At 73.9% G+C, this 18,123-nt stretch carries 10 protein-coding genes and 3 pseudogenes; 8 read left to right on the top strand and 5 right to left on the bottom strand.

What is annotated here, in order from left to right; translation table 11 throughout:
- The first annotated feature begins 116 nt into the window (after positions 1-116).
- The 3 genes from ABD198_RS04870 to fxsT are packed head-to-tail and all read left to right on the top strand — an operon-like array spanning position 117 to position 7,426.
- Positions 117-1,661, top strand: coding sequence for a VMAP-C domain-containing protein (locus ABD198_RS04870; RefSeq protein WP_343998088.1), 1,545 nt, complete (start codon positions 117-119; stop codon positions 1,659-1,661).
- Entirely contained in the window at positions 1,658-2,767 is a 1,110-nt protein-coding gene (locus ABD198_RS04865) for an AAA family ATPase (protein ID WP_343998087.1), read from the top strand. The genes ABD198_RS04870 and ABD198_RS04865 overlap by 4 nt, the downstream gene beginning before the upstream one ends.
- Positions 2,768-7,426, top strand: a complete 4,659-nt coding sequence (fxsT, locus tag ABD198_RS04860) for an FxSxx-COOH system tetratricopeptide repeat protein (RefSeq protein WP_425580417.1) — start codon at positions 2,768-2,770, stop codon at positions 7,424-7,426.
- A 100-nt stretch (positions 7,427-7,526) separates the two neighbouring features.
- Here fxsT and ABD198_RS04855 read toward each other — a convergent pair whose 3' ends face one another.
- Positions 7,527-8,855 carry a cation:proton antiporter gene (locus tag ABD198_RS04855; RefSeq protein WP_343998085.1) on the bottom strand — a complete coding sequence of 443 codons (1,329 nt, stop codon included), beginning with the start codon at positions 8,853-8,855 and terminating at the stop codon, positions 7,527-7,529.
- Between the two features lie 1,248 nt (positions 8,856-10,103).
- On the opposite strand from ABD198_RS04855, the gene ABD198_RS04850 reads away from it, so the two are divergent.
- Positions 10,104-11,822, top strand: coding sequence for an HEXXH motif domain-containing protein (locus tag ABD198_RS04850; RefSeq protein ID WP_343998084.1), 1,719 nt, complete (start codon positions 10,104-10,106; stop codon positions 11,820-11,822).
- Between the two features lie 124 nt (positions 11,823-11,946).
- Entirely contained in the window at positions 11,947-13,173 is a 1,227-nt protein-coding gene (locus ABD198_RS04845; protein WP_343998083.1) for an arginine deiminase, read from the top strand.
- Between the two features lie 267 nt (positions 13,174-13,440).
- On the opposite strand, the pseudogene ABD198_RS04840 reads toward ABD198_RS04845, so the two are convergent.
- The 3 genes and pseudogenes from ABD198_RS04840 to ABD198_RS30665 form a co-directional block, all read right to left on the bottom strand.
- Positions 13,441-14,637: pseudogene (locus tag ABD198_RS04840) on the bottom strand (glycogen debranching N-terminal domain-containing protein); the annotation flags it as partial.
- Positions 14,634-14,810, bottom strand: coding sequence for an MGH1-like glycoside hydrolase domain-containing protein (locus ABD198_RS30670; RefSeq protein WP_425580416.1), 177 nt, complete (start codon positions 14,808-14,810; stop codon positions 14,634-14,636). The pseudogene ABD198_RS04840 and the gene ABD198_RS30670, both read right to left, overlap by 4 nt.
- Before the next feature lie 88 nt (positions 14,811-14,898).
- Positions 14,899-15,072: pseudogene (locus ABD198_RS30665) on the bottom strand (MGH1-like glycoside hydrolase domain-containing protein); the annotation flags it as partial.
- Between the two features lie 41 nt (positions 15,073-15,113).
- On the opposite strand from ABD198_RS30665, the pseudogene ABD198_RS04830 reads away from it, so the two are divergent.
- Together ABD198_RS04830 and argF are read left to right on the top strand one after the other, a co-directional pair.
- A pseudogene (locus ABD198_RS04830) lies at positions 15,114-15,467 on the top strand (gfo/Idh/MocA family oxidoreductase); the annotation flags it as partial.
- A gap of 77 nt (positions 15,468-15,544) precedes the next feature.
- A complete protein-coding gene (gene argF, locus ABD198_RS04825; RefSeq protein ID WP_343998082.1) occupies positions 15,545-16,543 on the top strand; it encodes an ornithine carbamoyltransferase in 999 nt (332 codons plus the stop codon).
- A 39-nt stretch (positions 16,544-16,582) separates the two neighbouring features.
- Here argF and ABD198_RS04820 read toward each other — a convergent pair whose 3' ends face one another.
- The gene (locus ABD198_RS04820) at positions 16,583-17,038 is read right to left on the bottom strand and encodes an ATP-binding protein (protein WP_343998081.1); all 456 of its coding nucleotides are present in this window, start codon (positions 17,036-17,038) and stop codon (positions 16,583-16,585) included.
- A 255-nt stretch (positions 17,039-17,293) separates the two neighbouring features.
- Here ABD198_RS04820 and ABD198_RS04815 point away from each other — a divergent pair, with 255 nt between their 5' ends.
- Entirely contained in the window at positions 17,294-18,121 is an 828-nt protein-coding gene (locus ABD198_RS04815; RefSeq protein WP_343998117.1) for an enoyl-CoA hydratase family protein, read from the top strand.
- Positions 18,122-18,123: the final 2 nt, after the last annotated feature.

The raw sequence follows: 18,123 nt of genomic DNA, 5'->3' as shown, positions 1-18,123 counted from the left end.
GGGACTTCGGCCGGACTTCCCGCCCCGGGACCTCACCCGTCCCTGGTTAACCGTCAGTTGCCGTGCTAACTTCGCAGGTCGGTCAGGCAGGCGAACCGACTCATGGGGGACAGTCGGTGGAGAACGGCGAGGGGCTCGGCGGACCCGGGGGCGGGACGTCGCGCACGCGAGGTCTGGAACTGCTGTTACGACTCACCGACGCCCTGTGCGATCTGGTCTGCATGGCGGACGCGCAGAGCCGCGCCCAGTTCGCCACCGTGCTCGGCGAACAGCTGGGCCGCACCATCGACGTGCGCGGCCTGAGGCTCCGTGAGGACGCGGTGGCCATGGTGCGCGCCGCGCTGAACGTCCCGGGCGGCGAACGCGTACTGGTGAGAGTGGTCGAGCTCTACGAGGGGACCGCGCCGGCCGACGAGCTGGGCCGGCTGATCGCCCCCGCCGCACCGCCCCCGGCGGCCACCCTGCCCGGCCCCCTGACCGGGCACGACGTCCGCTCGGCCCGCGCCCTGCTCGCCGACGCCGAACGGGAGGTGCGCCCCGCCCGGTTACGGGAGCGGCTCGCCGCGGAGCTCGGCGGCCTCCATCTGCCCGACGGCCTCACCCCCGACCAGCTGTTCGCGCACGTCCTGGAGTGGAACGCCCAGCCGGACGGACTGCCGCCCGCGGTGATCCTCCTCGACATCACCGCCCAGCTGATGTCCACGCCCGGGCAGGGGGCCCCGCTGGTCAAATGGGTCGACGGCTGGGCCCAGCGCGCCGGGCTGACGGCCGCCGTGGCCGAGCGGCGCACCGAACGGGCGAGGGCCACGGCCGACCCGGACATCCCCTGCTGCCTGATCGTCGCCGTGGAGCCCGCCCGCGACGGCTCCGGCGAGTACGTGGTGCGCACCTGGCTCAACACCGTCCCCGGCTACTGGGACCCCCAGCCCGGCGAGCCCACCGTCACCACCCTGCCCGGCCTCGGCCAGGCGGTGGAACGCGCGCTGCGGCAGGGCTCCCGCCTGTGGACCACCCCGGCCGGACCCCGTCCGCCCGGCCCCGACCAGCCCACCTTCGTGGAGTTCGTGCTCCCTTACGACCTGCTCAATCACGACGTGGCGAGCCTGACCTTCCAGGTCGGCCACGGACGCGCGCTGCCGCTCGGCCTGCGCTACGCGGTCCATCTGCGCAGCCTGGAACGGATGCGCACCGACGACGTGCTGGTCCGGCGGCAGTGGCAGGAGCGGTGGCAGCGGCTGCGCCGGCACGGCGTGGCGGTGCACCGCTGGACCGCCGCCGACGCCCACCGGCTGGACGCCTGGCAGACCGCCCTCGCCGAGGACACCGGGCATACCGCCGTGGTGCTCGACGCGCCCGACGACACGCCCGCGCTGGAGGCGCTGAAGGCCGCGATCGCGGAGGGCATAGCGCTCGCCGTCTGGGACCGCCGGGGAGTCTTCAAGGAGGAGCGGCGCGAGGTGGTCACCGCGGTGTTCGCCTCCGTCCCGTTCGCCGCGCAGATCCCCATGGCGATCCACCGGCTGCGCCGGAAGGCGGTCGGTGAGGAGCAGAGCCCGGAGCTGCTCGGACGTCATATCGCCTTCTTCTGGGACGATCCCACACGACTGGTCGACATCCACACCGACGACGGCGATCTCGCCAGCGAGGAGACACCGGCATGACCGCGCAGGAGGAGCAGGCGACCGTGTCCCCCGCCCCGGCCCCGGACGGCTGGCGGGTCTTCCACGCCACCGGCATGGCCCCGCAAACCCCGCCGGTCCTGCCCCCGGCCCCGCCCTGGCGCCGCTTCCGCGGCGGCCCGGCCCTGCCTCCGCCGCCCGACGACCCCGAGGCCGCGCTGCGCCGCATCGGCCCCGACGAGCTCACCCCGCAGCTCGGCTCCGACGAGATCGACGTCGTCAACGCCGCGCTGCTGCTGCGCCGCCCGCTGCTGATCACCGGCCCGCCCGGCGTCGGCAAGTCCACCCTCGCCCATGTGATCGCCCGGGAACTGGGGCTCGGCCGGGTCCTGGAGTGGAACATCGTCAGCCGGACGACGCTGAAGGACGGCCTGTACAACCACGACGCCATGGGGCGAGCCCAGGCCATCGCCGCCTGGCAGGCCGGGCTGCGCGGCGGCCCGGGAGCTGCCGCCCCCGCGGGCCTGCCCGAGCAGCGCGAGCCCGCCGTCGTATTGAATGAACGTCAACTTCCGCCGCTGCTCGGGGATTTCATCACCCTCGGGCCACTCGGCACGGCTCTTCTGCCCTACGATCGTCCGCGGGTGCTTCTTGTCGACGAGCTCGACAAGAGCGACATCGACCTGCCTAACGATTTGTTGCACGTGCTGGAGAACGGAAGCTATGACGTCCCGGAGCTGGTCCGCGACGCCGCCGAGACCGCGAGCGTCCACACCAGCGACCCCGGGGTCCGCGCCGAGGTGCGCCAAGGGCGGGTCGAGTGCCGGGAGTTCCCGGTCGTGGTGATCACCAGCAACGGCGAACGGGAGTTTCCGGCCGCCTTCCGCAGGCGCTGTCTGCCGCTCGAACTGCGCACACCCACCCGCGAGCGCCTGCTCGCCATGGTGAAGCGGCATCTGGGGGAGCACCCCGAGGGCACCGAGGAGCTGGTGGACCTGTTCCTCCAGCGGGTCCAGGCGGGCGGCACGCACTCCCTGGATCAGCTACTCAACGCTGTCCAGATCACTACCCTGGGTGGTTTCCAGGTCGACGGCAACGGGCGTAAGCTCGTGGAAATGCTCCTCCGCGACCTCGCGAAGGGCCGCTGAATGAACAACGGCTTTCCCAGGGAGCGCGCATCCGGATCCGGCGGCGGACCAGTGTCGGGGTCGTCGCCTCCTTCGGCGTTCCCCGAACCCGACGGGTACGCGAGCGAGTACCAGAGCCTCCTTCCTCCTGCCCCGCACACGGCCGCCGCCCAGGACGAGGCGCCGCGCTGGCAGGAGGTCGCCGACGCGGTGTGGCTCGCCGCGTACTGGGACCGCCACGGCGGCCCCGCCGCGAACGGGCCGGGAGCCGGGCGGCGCCAGGACGAAGGCCCCGCCGCCGCGCGCCCCGGCAGCACCGGGAAAGCCGAGCCCGCGAACACCGGAGAAGCCGAGCGCGCCGGCACCGGGGAAGCCCAGCCCAGCGCTGAGGAAGCCGGGCACACGTCCCGTCCGCAGGACCCCGCGCCGACGGTCGGAGAGGCGGCAAGCTCCCCGGCCCTCACCGACCCGACCGCACCCGCCCCGGCCGCCACGGCCACCGAACGCGACGGGCGGCGGTCCGACGACCCCTTCGACGGTCCCCGCCGTCCCGTGCCCGACCCCCTGGACGGACTGCCGGGCCCCGCCCCCGAGCGCCCCGGCGGTGGCCTGTTACCCGACCCCGAGGGCTCCGTCACCCTGCATCTCGCCCCGCCGCTGCTGGCCGACGACGCCAACCAGCCGCAGCACGGCCCCGGACGCCGCACCGCCCAGCTGGCCCGCGCCCTGCACCAGCTGCAGCGCCGCGTGTCCTCCCGCGACGCCCACGAGCTCGACGAGGAGGCCACCGCCGAACAGGGCGTCGCCGACGGGCTGTGGCTGCCGTTCCTGCGGCCCGCCCGCACCACCGCCTTCGACCTGGTGCTGCTCGCCGACGACGCGCCCACCATGCGGATCTGGGAGGAGACGGTGGCCCGGCTCGCCGAGGCCGCCGAGCACAGCGGCGCCTTCCGCAGTGTGCGCACCGTCCGGGTCGTCGTCCCGCGCAGCGGCTCGCCCACGCTGCACTGGACCAGCGGCGGCGCCGTCGCCGACCCGGCCGAGCTGATCGACGGCCGCGGCGGACGGGTCTTCCTCGTCGTCACCGACGGACTCGGCCACGGCTGGGCCGCCCCCGCCGCCGACACTCTCCTCGGCCGACTCGCGCACGCCGGCCCCACCGCCCTGGTCCATCTGCTCCCGCCCCATCTGCGCCACCGCAGCTCCCTCTACCCCCACCCGGCGGTCCTGGAGGCGGGCGGATTCGGCGCGGCCAACGACGCCCTCGGACACTGGGCGCCGCCCGGCGGCCCCGACCCCATGCGCCCCCTGCCCGAGGCCGGCGACGACTCGCTGCCCGTCCCGGTGCTCTCCCTCAAGCCCGCCTCGATCGCCGCCTGGGCCGACCTCGTCACCGGCGACCGCGGAGTGCGCCGCTCGCTGCCCGTCGTCCTCGCCGGCACCCTCACCAAGGGCGCCCCCGCCCCCGGACTGCGCGCCCCGCGCTTCCCGCGCGCCGCCGCCGCGGCCGTGCGCCGCTTCTTCACCCTCGCCACCCCGAAGGCCCGCCGCCTGGCCACCCAACTGGCCGCCGTCCCCTTCGAGTTCGAGCTGGTCGAGCAGCTGCGGCGCAGGCTCATGCCCGACACCGGGCCGGACCATGTCGCCGAGATCCTCATGGGCGGGCTCATCGACTGGGACGGCGCGGGCCAAGGACGCCCCGAGTTCGCGGACGGGGTGCGCGAGGCGCTGCTCGCCGCCACCACCCGCACCCAGCTCGCCCGCACCGTCAGCGTGGTGGGCGACCTGCCGGCCGCCGGCGAGCGGGGCATGGCGCTGCGCGCCGCCCTGCGCGACCCGGTCGGCACCACGCTGCCCGACCCCGCCGAGGCCGGCTGGGTGCGCAGCGAACTCGCCGTGATGCGCGCCCTGTCCGGGCCCTACTCCGAACGTGCGAACCGCATCCATCCCGACCCCTTGAGGCGCATGCCCGACGGGGCCGAACGGGTGGAGCCCAGCGCCCACCAAGGGACGAACAACCCAGATGGCGGCGACTCCCGAGACGATCAGGCAGGGAGTCATCCAGCGTCCGACCACCCCGACTCCTCTGGAGATCCCTTGCCGACCCCGGTGACCGAGACCCACCCCGAAGCCCCGGAGGCTGAGCAGCTCATGCAGAGCACCACGACCGCAACGCCGGCCCTTCTGGTGAACGTTCCGCTGCGGAACACGTCGTTCGTCGGCCGGCAGGCACTGCTGCGGGCCGTGGAGGAGCAGCTCGGCGCGCAGGACACGGCGGCCGTCCTGCCGCACGCCCTGCACGGGCTCGGCGGCGTCGGCAAGTCCCAGCTCGCCCTCGAGTACATCTACACCCACCAGCACGAGTACAGCGTCATCTGCTGGATCCCCGCCGAGCGGGAGAGCCTCATCCTGGCCGCGCTGGCCCACCTCGCCGACGCGCTCGGCGTGGCCCCCGCGGGCCACGACTCCGCGGGCGGCGCCCCCGCCGCCAACGCCGCCGTGCCCGCCGTACTGGAGGCCCTGCGTTCCGGCAGCCCGTACCGCAACTGGCTGCTGGTCTTCGACAACGCCGAGGAAATCGACACGGTGCGCCGCTACTTCCCGGCCAACGGACCCGGCAAGGTCATCGTCACCTCCCGCAACCGGGCCTGGGAACGCGTCGCCACCCCGCTGCCGGTGAACGTCTTCGACCGGGAGGAGTCCATCGAGCTGCTGCAGAAGCGCTCGCCCGACCTGACCACCGAGGACGCCGACCGGCTCGCCGAGGCCCTCGGCGACCTGCCGCTGGCCATCGAGCAGGCGGGCGCCTGGCGGGCCGTCACCGGCATGCTGGTCGACGAGTACCTCGACCTGCTCGCCCAGCGCAGCCCGGAGATCCTGGAGCTCGACCCGGCCCCCGACTACCCGGTCTCCGTCGCCGCCGCCTGGGACATCTCCCTGGAGCGCATCAAGGAGAGGAACCCCGGTGCCCGGCAGCTGCTCGACATCTGCGCCAGTATGGCGCCCGAGCCCATCCCGCGGTCCATGCTGCGCGGCAGCCGCGGGGTCAACATCACGCCCGAGGTCGACCCGCTGCTGCGCGAGTCCATCAAGCTGAACCGCGCGGTGCGCGACCTGAGCCAGTTCTCCCTGGTGAAGGTCGACCCCAGGTCCGACACCCTGCAGATGCACCGTCTGCTGCAGACGGTGCTCCTCGCCAAACTCGACCGCGAGCAGCACGAGCGCATGCGCGACGCCGCCCACCAGCTGCTGTCGGCGGCCAAGCCCGGCAACTACGCCTCGTCGCTGGAATGGCGCTCCTACCAGATGCTGCTGCCGCACATCCTGGCCTCCCAGGCGGTGACCAGCACCGACACCTATGTGCGCGAACTGGTCTACGACACCGCCCTGTTCCTGTACTACTGGGGCGACCACGAGGGCGCCGTGGACCTCGCCCGGCAGGCGTACAACGCGTGGCTCGCCGCCTCCGGCGAGGAGGACATCCACGTCATCCGTATCGCCAAGAGCCTGGCCTTCACGCTGCGTCAGGTCGGTCAGATCGCGGAGGCCATCCCGCTGACCGAGAAGGCCCTGGAGGTCTGCCGGCGCAGCGACGACGTCGACGCCGAGGACCTCATCGACTCGCTGTGCGAGATGGCCGACGCCCGCCGTTACCAGGGCCGCTTCGCCGAGGCGCGGGACCTGGGCAAGGAGGCCACGGAACTGGCCCGCTCGCTGATGGGCCCGGACGACCCGATGACGCTGCGCGCCACCCACAGCTGGGCCGTCGACCTGCGGCTGTGCGGACAGTTCCGCGAGGCGCTGGAGCTGGACCAGGAGAACGCCCGGCTGCGGGAGCTGATGTACGGCCCGGCCAGCTTCTTCACCCTCAACACGCTCAACGGCCTCTCCATCGACATGCGGGAGAGCGGTGACTACCCGGGCGCCCGCGACTTCCAGGAGGACGTCCACCGGCGCGCCCGGACCGCCATGGGCGAGGAGCACCCGCTCACCCTGCGCGTGGCCCGCAACCTCGCCGTCTGCCTGCGCCGCGACGGTGCGCTGGACGAGGCGGTGAAGCTCTCCGAGGAGACCCTGCGGCGCTTCCTGTCCCGCTACGGCCCGCTGCACGCCGACTCGCTGGCGTCGGCGCTGAACCTCTCCGTGGACCGCCGGCTCGCCGGGGATCTGGACCGGTCGCTGGAGCAGGGCGAGGACACGGCCCGGCGCTACGCCACCCTGTTCGGCGACGACCACGCGTACACACTGATGGCGCAGGCGAACGTGGCGTCCACCCTGCGGGCCAAGGGCCGGCTGGACCAGGCCCACGACATCGAGGAGGAGGTGGCGGGCCGGCTGAGCGCCACCCTGGGGGCCGAGCACGTGACCACGCTCACCGTGGCCCTCGGCCAGGCCAGCACGGCGTACGCGCAGCTGGACTTCGACCGGGCGCACGAGATCGACTCGGCCAATCTGCCGCGGCTGGAGGAGATCGCCGGGGAGGAGCACCCGCTGACCTTCGCCTGCCGGGCGAACCTCTCGCTGGATCTGCGGGGGCTCGGCCGGGGCGAAGAGGCGGACGAGGCGCAGCGCACGGCGGTGGAGGGCTTCACCCGGGTGGTCCGGCCCGACCACCCGTGGCTGGTGGCGGCCCGTCACCGCCGCCGGATCGACGTCGACATGGCGCCGATGCCGCTGTAGGGCGTCGGGCAGCGACGACGACGGGCGGGCGGCACTCGGTGCCGCCCGCCCGTCGTCGTGTCAGATGTCTCCGGGTGTCTCTCTCAGCTGGGTGTCTCTCTCAGCTCAGGTCGGCGACCGGGGCCGCACGGGTGCCGTCCTGTCCTGCGGGCGTCGGGCGCGCGGCCGGGCCCGCGTCGTACGGCGGGCGGGTGCGCTCCCCTCCGCCTTGAGGGCGGGTCAGGCGCAGCAGCGGCTGGGTCAGCAGGGTGGTGGCCAGGGCCATGAAGACCAGGACGGTGTACAGGTCGGGACTGAGCAGGCCGGCGCGCAGGCCGGCGTCGAGGGCGATCAGCTCGGTGAGGCCGCGGGCGCTCAGCAGGACGCCCACGGTGCGGGCGTCCTGGCGGCCGAGACCGCCCAGCCGGGCGGCCCACGTGCCGCTGCCGACCTTGGTGAGCACCGCCAGGACCGTCACGGCAAGCAGGGCGGTCCAGCCCGCGGTGCCCATGGTGTTCAGCGTGACGGCACGGCCGGAGACCACGAAGAAGAACGGCAGCAGCAGCGAGCCGACGTCGTTCAGCGGCCGCAGCAGATCCGGGTCCAGGGTGCCGTCCGGCTCCCGGGGGGTGACCACTCCCGCCAGCAGCGCACCGAAGATCACATGCAGGCCCACGGCGTGCGACACCCCGGCCGAGGCGAGGGCGAAACCGATGAGCAGCGCCGGCCGCAGCGCGGGAGAGGTCCCGGCGCGCCACAGCAGCCGGCGCAGCAGCGGCCGGGCCGCGAGGAGCATCAGGAGCACGAATCCGGCGGCGAGCAGCAGGCGCCAGGGCCAGGTGAGGGCGTGGCCGTCGCCGCTGTCCAGCATCGTCCCGGCCAGGACCGTCCAGCACACCACGTCGAGGAGTCCCGCCGCCGAGACGGCGACCACGCCGGGCACCGTGGGGGCGAGGCCGTTCTCCCGCACGATCGCGGTCAGCACCGGCACCGCCGTTATCGACAGGGCGAGCCCCGCGAACACCAGCACGGCGGGGGAGGGGTCGCGCGGCATGCCGAGCCCGCTGAGCTGCTCGCGGAACAGCAGCGCCCCGCCGGTGCCCGCAGCCATGGGCACGACGAACGAGGCGAGCGCCACCGTCACCGTCGTCCGCGCCCGGTCGCCCAGCACCTTCAGGTCGAGCTCGTAGCCCACCGCGAACAGGAAGACCACCAGGGCGAACTGGGCGAACCCGGTCAGCGCCGTGTCGATCTCCGCGGGGAAAAGCCGCGCGTACACGCCGGGCGCCACGCCGCCGAGCAGCGAGGGACCGAGCGCCATGCCCGCTACCAGCTGGCCGGCGATGTACGGCTGGCCCAGGCGCCGGGCGGCCCATCCCGCTGCGTGCGCGGCCACGAGGATCAGTGCCGAGGCCCCCACGAGGTGGGTGATCAGCGCGTCAGGGCTCATGTGTCCCCCTCTCTTCCAGCTCTCTTCCAGCACGGTCCGGTCCGGCGGCCGGTCGCCGCCACCCGGGGTGAGTGATGCACAGCCGTCGCACCGTACCGGCCGGCTGACGGCGCATCGGCAGTCGTACACGCCCGGGTGGTGGATCACCGGAAGCAAGCGCCGGTGATCGCCGACGGCGCAGGGAGCGGTGCGCCGTTCGGGGGGCGGGCGTCCGCCGTCCGGCCGCCGGGGGCGGACGCGGTGGCGACACGGGCGGGCGGAGCGTGCGCCCCTCGTGCCTCGTCCGGCGGTGCGGGCGACCGCGCGTGCCGTCATGCGCTCCTCATGCGCCCCTTCGGTACGTCCTCCGGACGCCCCGCCGGTTTGCGTACGCATCCGGCGCGGGGCGGCCGTCCCGATGCGGAGGGATGGTTTCCGGCCGTATGGGCACGCCTCGCGCCTCTCACAGGAGCGGGTCGTGCTCTGCCGTACCCCGGCCTCGGGCCGGTCCGGCGCCAGGGCACCGGAAGACCGGCCTCCGGCAGGCCGGGCCGTCCGGGCCGCACCCGCCCTCCGCCCGCCCGGATGCCCGCCGCACCGCCCGTATCGCCGCTGATGGCGCCCCGTGCCGAAGCGCGCCGGGCCAGTGGTCCCGCACCCCGTCCCCGCGGCACCACTGGCCCGCCCCGTCACAGCGTGGCCGGCCCGCGGGTCACTGCGGTCTCACCAGTCCCGTCGGGCCGGAGCCGGAGGCTTCGCGAGGGCGTACGCCGAAGCGGCCGCCGCCGCCCGCCCGTTGCCGAGCGGAGCGCGAATTGAACTTCATGTCAAGGGAGTTGGGAGCCTCATCCGGACATACGCACGATGCATGATGATCGGGTGGCGTGATCGTATGGTTTTCGATGCGGGCATCAGTGGCCATGATGGATAGGGACACGGGGCATCGCGTGCCACCGTGCGAGAAGGGGGACGCACCTTGCATCAGCCGCCCGCTCAGCGCAACGCCGTTGCCGCCGCCCGAGAGCCCGGCACCGCGGCCGGGGCTGCCGTCGTGGAGTCGGACCTGGCGGACCTCGCGGCTCTGCCCCTGACCGCCGTGGACCGACTCGCTCCGCTCCGGCCCGGTACCCGCCTTCTCACCGAAGTCCTGCGATCCCGGGGCGGCATGAAGGGCGGGGGCGAGACGGGCCGCGCCGAGTAGCACCTCGCCGCTGCGGGAAAGCGCCCCGCAGCGCTTTCGCATGCCCGCCCACCGACCGGAGGTCACCGGTGACGACCGCCGAGCAGCGCCCCACCCCGTTCCGCATGCCCGAGCACCTGTTCGCGGAACTGGCCGCCGGCGGCGGCTCCCCCGAGGCCCTGGCCTTCCTCGAACGGGCCGAGCGCGCCCGCCGGTTGCTGCTGCTGCGCACCGTCCTGGACCACCTGGCGGACCTGCCCACCCCGCTCACCCCGGCCGCCGAGGCCTGGCGGCTGCTGAAGGAAGCGGCCGAGCACGCGCCCGGACCGGTCGACCGGCTGCTGCTCGCGCCGACCACGGGCGGCTGGATCGCCCATCTGCTGCGCCGGGTGCACGGCACCGCGACCGGACCGCCGCTGTGGGCCGAGGCGGGACGGCTCAACGCGCTCACCGTCGCCGCGGCCCTGCACGCCGGCACCGACACCGACCTGCTCGTGCCGCTGGTCGACGGCGCCCTGTCCCTGCCGGGGCTTGGCACGGCGTGCCTCCCGGAGGGCGCCGGGGGACTGACGGCGGGCCGGGCCAGGACCCGCGCCGGAGAACTGACGCTCACCGGCCCCGACCGGGCCGGACGGCCGGCCTCCCTGAGATGCCGCCCGCGACCGGTGCCCGTCGGCGACGCCGCCCGCGCCGAGACGCTGCACTGGCTGCCCCTGCGCACGCTCACCACGCCCGCCGGAGACACCGCCGTCCCGCTGGAGGACCTGGACCCCTACCGCGACCTCGACGGCCCCGTACCGCCCGCCCGGCTGGACGCCGAGGAGGCCGGGGCCTGGCAGCGGCTGTTCGACGAGGCCGCCGGCATCCTCGCCGCGGCGGGCGACGCGGGCCCGCCCGGACGGCTCGACCCCGCCGTGATCCGGACCATCGTGCCCTGGGAGCGGACCAGCCTGCTGCCCGAGCCGCCGCCCGACGTCCGGGTGTCCGCCTCCAGCGGTGACTCCTACGGCGCCATGGTCATCGCCCGCCCCGCCTCGGCGACCGCGCTCGCCGAGGCGCTGGTCCACGAGTTCCAGCACAGCAAGCTCGCCGCCCTGATCCACCTCTTCCCGCTCCTCGACGACGACCGGGCCGAGCACTACTACGCCCCCTGGCGCCACGACCCGCGCCATCTCACCGGCCTGCTGCACGGCGCCTACGCCTTCACCGGCGTCGCCGGATTCTGGCGCGACCGCCTGGCCGAGCCCGAGCACGCCGGGACGGCCGCCTACCACTTCGCGCTGCGCCGCACCCAGAGCCGGCTGGTGGTGCGCACCCTGCTCACCAGCGGCCGGCTCACCCCCGCCGGGCACGCCCTGGTCACCGGCCTCGCCCGCACCCTCGACGGCTGGCTGCGCGAGCCCGTCGACCCCGCCGCCCTCACCCGGGCCCGCACCGCCGCCGCCCTGCACCGCACCGAGTGGCGCCTGCGCAACGTGGCCCGCCCGGCCGGGAGGCAGGGCGCTCCCCTCACCGGTGACACACCGCCCGGCACTCCGCCGCTGCGACCCGACCGCGCCCCCTGGCCCGACCACCGCACCCACGCCTTCGCCACCGCGCCCGAGCATCCGCGCACCCCCGACGAACACCTCGCCGCGGGCGACCCGGCCGCCGCCCTCGAGGGCTACGCCAAGGAGCTGGCCCGGGAGCCCGGCGACCCGCATCTGCTCGCCGGATGGATCGTCGCCCGGGCCGCGCTGGAGCCGGGGGCGGCCGCCCGGCGCATGCTGGCCCGGCCCGAACTGGTGCCGGCCCGGCTCGCCGGGTGACCGGGCGGCCGGTGAGTCCCCCGGGTGACCCGAGCGGCGGCTGAGTCCGCCGGGGTGACCCGGGCCGCCGACGAGTCTGTGCAACAGGGGGGTGAACAGGCGCTCGAGTGGTCAGGATGGAGGCATGACCTACCACGTCGACTCCGAGGCCGGGCGACTGCGCCGCGTCATCCTGCACCGGCCCGACCTCGAGCTCAAAAGGCTCACGCCGAGCAACAAGGACGCGCTGCTCTTCGACGACGTGCTCTGGGTGCGCCGGGCACGTGCCGAGCACGATGGTTTCGCGGACGTGCTGCGCGACCGGGGCGTCACCGTGCACCTCTTCGGCGATCTGCTCACCGAGACGCTGGAGATCCCGGCCGCGCGGGCACTCGTCCTGGACCGGGTCTTCGACGAGAAGGAGTACGGTCCGCTGGCCGCCGACCATCTGCGGGCCGCCTTCGAGACCCTTCCCGCGGCCGAACTGGCCTCGGTGCTGGTCGGCGGCATGACCAAGCGGGAGTTCCTGGACGCCCACGCCGAGCCGGTCTCCGTGCGCTTCCACGCCATGGAGCTGGACGACTTCCTGCTCGACCCGCTGCCCAACCACCTCTTCACCCGGGACACCTCCGCCTGGATCTACGACGGGGTCGCCATCAACGCCATGCGCTGGCCGGCGCGGCAGCGCGAGACGGTGCACTTCGAGGCGATCTACCGCCACCATCCGCTGTTCACCCGCGAGCGCTTCCACGTCTGGTCCGAGGGCCAGGCCGACTACCCGTCCACCATCGAGGGCGGCGACGTGCTGGTCATCGGCAACGGCGCGGTGCTGATCGGGATGAGCGAGCGGACCACCCCGCAGGCCGTGGAGATGCTGGCGCACAAGCTGTTCGCGGCCGGTTCGGCGCAGACCCTCGTGGCCCTGGACATGCCGAAGAGACGCGCCTTCATGCACCTCGACACGGTGATGACGATGATCGACGGCGACACCTTCACCCAGTACGCGGGCCTCGGCATGCTGCGCTCCTACACCATCGAACCGGGCGCCGGCGAGAAGGAGCTGAAGGTCACCGACCATCCGCCGGAGCACATGCACCGCGCCATCGCCGCCGCCCTGGGGCTCAGCGAGATCCGGGTGCTGACCGCCACCCAGGACGTGCACTCGGCGGAGCGCGAGCAGTGGGACGACGGCTGCAACGTCCTGGCGGTCGAGCCGGGCGTGGTCGTCGCCTACGAGCGGAACTCCACCACCAATACGCATCTGCGCAAGCAGGGCATCGAGGTGATCGAGATCCCGGGCAGCGAACTGGGCCGCGGCCGCGGCGGCCCCCGCTGCATGAGCTGCCCGGTGGAGCGCGACCCGGTCGGCTGAGCCCCCGGCAGCGGCGGCTCCGGATACCGGAGAGACGGGCGGGAGCCCGAGAGCCATGGGGCCTTCGGGGCGCCTGGATTGCCCGGCGGGGTGCGCCTGAGCGCCATGCGGCTCCGGGGCCCCGGGGGGACGGGCGGGTGTCCGGGAGTGATGCGGCTTTGGGGTGCCTGGATTGCCCGGCGGGGTGCGCCTGAGCGCCATGCGGCTCCGGGGCCCCGGGGGGACGGGCGGGTGTCCGGGAGTGATGCGGCTTTGGGGTTCGGGCATGTAGACCAGCCAGCCGTGCTCGGTCAGCCCGCCGTCGCCGAGCATCCAGTCGACGGCGGCCCGCGCGTGCGACTCCAGCCGGGCCGCCAGCTCCCGGTGGGCGTGCAGCAGCACCAGGAACAGCGGCGTGGAGTCGACCGCCCCGTAGTAACGCCCGTACGGGACCTGCCGGAAGTGCGCCAGCTCCCCGCTGCGCACCTCGTGCACGATGCGCCCCGGCTGCTCGTTGCGGAAGGCGTCGTACTCGGTGCCCTGGGTCGCGGCGAGCGCCAGCAGCGTGTGCTCGGCCAGCCCGGGACGGTAGGGCAGCGCGAAGAGCGAGGTGAGCAGTGAGTCCCGCCCGAACAGGGTCAGGAACCAGGGGATCCCGGCGCCCGGCACCCGCAGCTCCTCGCCGTCGGGTCCGGTGGCCGGCACCCGCAGCAGGGCGAGGTCGGCGAGGCCCTGCGCACAGGCGCGGGCCAGCCGGTCCGTGCCCTCCACGACCCACGGCAGGGCGAACTCCTCGATGTCCGCCGCCAGTTCGGCCGCCGCCCGCGCCGGAGTCGCCACCTCGGACACGATCCGCCCGCCGGGCGTCCGTGCCTGGGCCCGCACCGTCAGCTCCGCCTCGCCGTGCGGCGGCAGTGTCAGCGTCCAGCCGAGCAGCACACCCTCCCCGGTCTGCCGGACCGACTCCGGGGCCGGGGTGCCGCGCACCGCGGTGGACGCCGACCAGTCCTCGCCCCGGCGGTAAGTGAACTCGGCGCCGTCGGGCAGCACCGCGACTGACCGCCGGCCGTCGCCCTTGTCGTACTCCCGCCCGTCGGACCGCAGCTCGAACTGGTCCGCGAAGTCCGCGTCGGCCAGCAGCTCCAGACGGACCGTCGCCTCCGCCGGCCGGTTGCTGACCAGGCGCAGCCGCTCCAGCAGCACCCCGGAGGCGACTGCCTGCTCACGGAAGACGGTGTACGCGGCGGGCTCGTCCCGCACGCCCTGCGGCATCAGCACCGACACCGCGGGCACCGCGCCGTCCGCCGCGGGCGACAGCACTGCGGGCTCCGCGCCGTCCACGGTGAGCCGCCAGCGGCTCAGATGGCGCGCGTCGCAGCGGAACAGGCCGTCCGGGGACGTGCCCCGGCGCCCGGTGATCCCGCCGGACGGGCTCAGCGCCGCGAACGTGCCGTCCCTCACCAGAAGCACCTGATCTCCTCTCATGTCGTCACCGCCGTCACCGCCAGGTCCAGCGCCAGCGCCGCCGTCCACGCGAAGCCGCGCGTGCCGCGCGCCTCACCGGTGAAGGGGTCGACGTACTCGGCGAATCCGGAGTCCACCGCGCCCGCGACCGCGTCGGCGAGCAGCCTGTACTGCCGCAGCCCGCGCTCGATCACCCACGCGGTGTTGAACCACGCGGGCCCCGCGCCAGTATCGCGACGGGTCGAACGCGGGACCCTTCAGGTCGTACGACGGCACCAACGGCAGCTCGCCGAGCCGGAAGTGCGGGCCGGTGAGTGTGGTGTGCAGGGCCCCGGCCACCTCGGCGGGCAGGCCGGGCACCAGCAGCGGCATCAGCCCCGCCACGCTGCGCTCGTCGATCGGTTCGCCGGAGATCACGTCCCGGCACCGGAAGATCCCGTCACCGGAGTCCCACAGCCGCTCCAGCAGGGCGTCGGTCAGCCGTGCCGCCCGCTCCGGACCTCGGCCCGCATCTGATCGACCTGCTGGACGAGGCGGTGGGCCCCGTGGTGTCGATCCGCGGCACCGGCGACCCGCGCCGCTGGATCGAGCTGACCTGCGAGCACGCGAACGGCGCGGTCAGCCAGGCCTCCCTGTCGGGCGCGGTGCGGCTGCCGGGCGTGCGCACCCGCATCGAGCTGTTCGGGACCGAGAACGAGTTGGTGTACGACACCGCGGGGATCGACCATGAGGAGTGCTGGCCGGTGCTGCGCCGGGAGTTCGCGGCGGCCGTGCGCGCGGGCAGGTCCGGCGAGCTGGACGCGGCCCGCGGCCTGCGGCTGCAGGAACTGCTGACCCGGGCACTGGACTGAGGACCGAGTCGGTATAGTGATGCATTCTGTATAGTGATGCATTCGTTCGTATAGTCATCAAGGATCCGGGAGCTCGCATGGCGACAGACCTCGGCGGCCGCCACTTCCTGAAGGAGCTCGACTTCACCGGCGAGGAGCTCCGGCACCTCCTCGCCCTCGCCGCGGAGCTCAAGGCCGCCAAGAAGGCGGGCACCGAGACCCAGCGGCTGCGGGGCCGCAACATCGCGCTGATCTTCGAGAAGACCTCGACCCGCACCCGCTGCGCCTTCGAGGTCGCCGCCGCCGACCAGGGCGCCCACACCACCTACCTCGACCCGTCCGGCTCACAGATCGGGCACAAGGAGTCGGTGAAGGACACCGCCCGGGTGCTGGGGCGGATGTACGACGCGATCGAGTACCGCGGGGACAGCCAGGCCAAGGTGGAGGAGCTCGCCCGGTACGCCGGGGTGCCCGTCTACAACGGGCTCACCGACGACTGGCACCCCACCCAGATGCTCGCCGACCTGCTCACCATGACCGAGCACTGCGCCAAGCCCCTCACCGACATCGCCTTCGCCTACCTCGGCGACGCCCGCTTCAACATGGGCAACTCCTACCTGGTCACCGCGGCCCTGCTGGGCATGGACGTCCGGATCGTCGCGCCGAAGACGTACTGGCCCGCCCAGGAGATCGTGGACCGCGCCCGCGAGCTGGCCGCCGCCAGCGGGGCCCGCATCACGCTCACCGAGGAGGTCGCCGAGGGCGTGGCCGGCGTGGACTTCGTGGCCACCGACGTCTGGGTGTCCATGGGCGAGCCCAAGGAGGTCTGGGCCGAGCGGATCGCGGCCCTCGCCCCCTACGCGGTGACCATGGACGTGCTGCGTGCCACCGGGAATCCCGAGGTGAAGTTCCTGCACTGCCTGCCGGCCTTCCATGACCTCGGCACCGCGGTCGCCCGCGAGGTGCACGAGGCCCACGGCCTGGACTCGCTCGAGGTGACCGACGAGGTCTTCGAGTCGCCCCACTCGGTGGTCTTCGACGAGGCGGAGAACCGGATGCACACCATCAAGGCGCTGCTGGTCGCGACCCTGGGCTGACCCGGGGTGTCCGTCTATGGGCTGACCCGGGGTATCCGTCTAAGGGTGCGGCTCGCGCTGCCGGGGGAGCGGGGAGAGGTAGAACCACACCGCCTTGCCGGACTCGGTCGGGCGGTGCCCGCAGGACGAGCTCAGGGTGCGCAGGAGCAGCAGGCCGCGCCCGTGCTCCTGCCAGGGGTCCGGCATGCCGGGGGACGGCCGGGTCAGATCGCCGGGCGGCTCCGGGTCGCCGTCGTGCACCTCGACCCGGCAGCCGTTAGGCAGCAGCCGCACCACCAGCTCTATCGGCGTGCCGGCGCAGGTGTGCTCGACGGCGTTGGCCACCAGTTCGGCGGTCAGCAGCTCCGCCGTGTCGCGGTCGGCGGAGTGGTCCTGCTCGGTCAGGGCCGTACGGACCAGCGCACGGGCCACGGGCACCGCGGCGGTGCTGTGCGGCAGCGCCACGCGCCAGGAGGCGGGGGCTGAGGAGCGTTCGTACAAGGCGGGTCCGTTCATGGCAGCAGGCCGTCCTGCTTTCAATTACTCAATGGTACGGCCGGGTGATCCCGGCACCGGACGGCCTACCCAGCCCGTTCCGCCGCCTCCCCTCCCGGCCGGCACCGTTACCTCCCTGTGGACGAGCCGTGACGAACGCGGCGGTCGTATGGCACGCCATATTGCGCCTACCTGACGACAGTCACGAATGAGTGATAACTTCGGGTGGTAGAGCTCAGCGAGCAGTGCCGCGCCCGCTTCGAGGAGGCCGCCCTGATGAGTCCCTTCACCGGCTCCGCCGCCCGCACCGCCCGCTGGGAGCATGTGCGCGTCGGCATCGACGACGGCGTCGCCACCGTCACCCTCGCCCGCCCCGACAAGCTCAACGCGCTCACCTTCGGCGCCTACGCCGACCTGCGCGATCTGCTGGCCGAGCTGTCCCGCGAGCGCGCCGTGCGGGCCCTGGTGCTGGCCGGCGAGGGGCGCGGCTTCTGCTCCGGCGGCGACGTCGACGAGATCATCGGCGCCACCCTCGCCATGGACACCGCCCAGCTCCTCGACTTCAACCGGATGACCGGCCAGGTGGTCCGCGCCATCCGGGAATGCCCCTTCCCGGTGATCGCCGCCGTCCACGGGGTGGCGGCCGGCGCCGGCGCGGTCCTCGCCCTGGCCAGCGACTTCCGGGTGGCCGACCCGACCGCCCGCTTCGCCTTCCTCTTCACCCGCGTCGGGCTGTCCGGCGGCGACATGGGCGCGGCCTATCTGCTGCCGCGCGTGGTCGGCCTCGGCCACGCCACCCGGCTGCTGATGCTCGGCGAACCGGTCCGCGCCCCCGAGGCCGAACGCATCGGCCTGATCAGCGAGATGGCCGAGGACGGCGGAGCCGACCAGGCCGCCCAGGCGCTGGCCCGCCGCCTGGCCGACGGCCCCGCCCTGGCCCACGCCCAGACCAAGGCCCTGCTGACCGCGGAGCTGGACATGCCCCTGGCGGCCGCCGTCGAACTCGACGCCTCCACCCAGGCCCTGCTGATGAACGGCGCGGACTACGCCGAGTTCCACGCCGCCTTCACCGAGAAGCGCCCCCCGAAGTGGCAGGGGAGGTAGGG

Origin of the sequence: Streptomyces thermocarboxydovorans (genome assembly GCF_039524635.1) — a bacterium.
GTDB classification, from domain to species: Bacteria; Actinomycetota; Actinomycetes; order Streptomycetales; family Streptomycetaceae; genus Streptomyces; species Streptomyces thermocarboxydovorans.
Note: the sequence above shows the minus strand (reverse complement) of the source record. Positions and strands in the feature narration are given on the sequence as shown.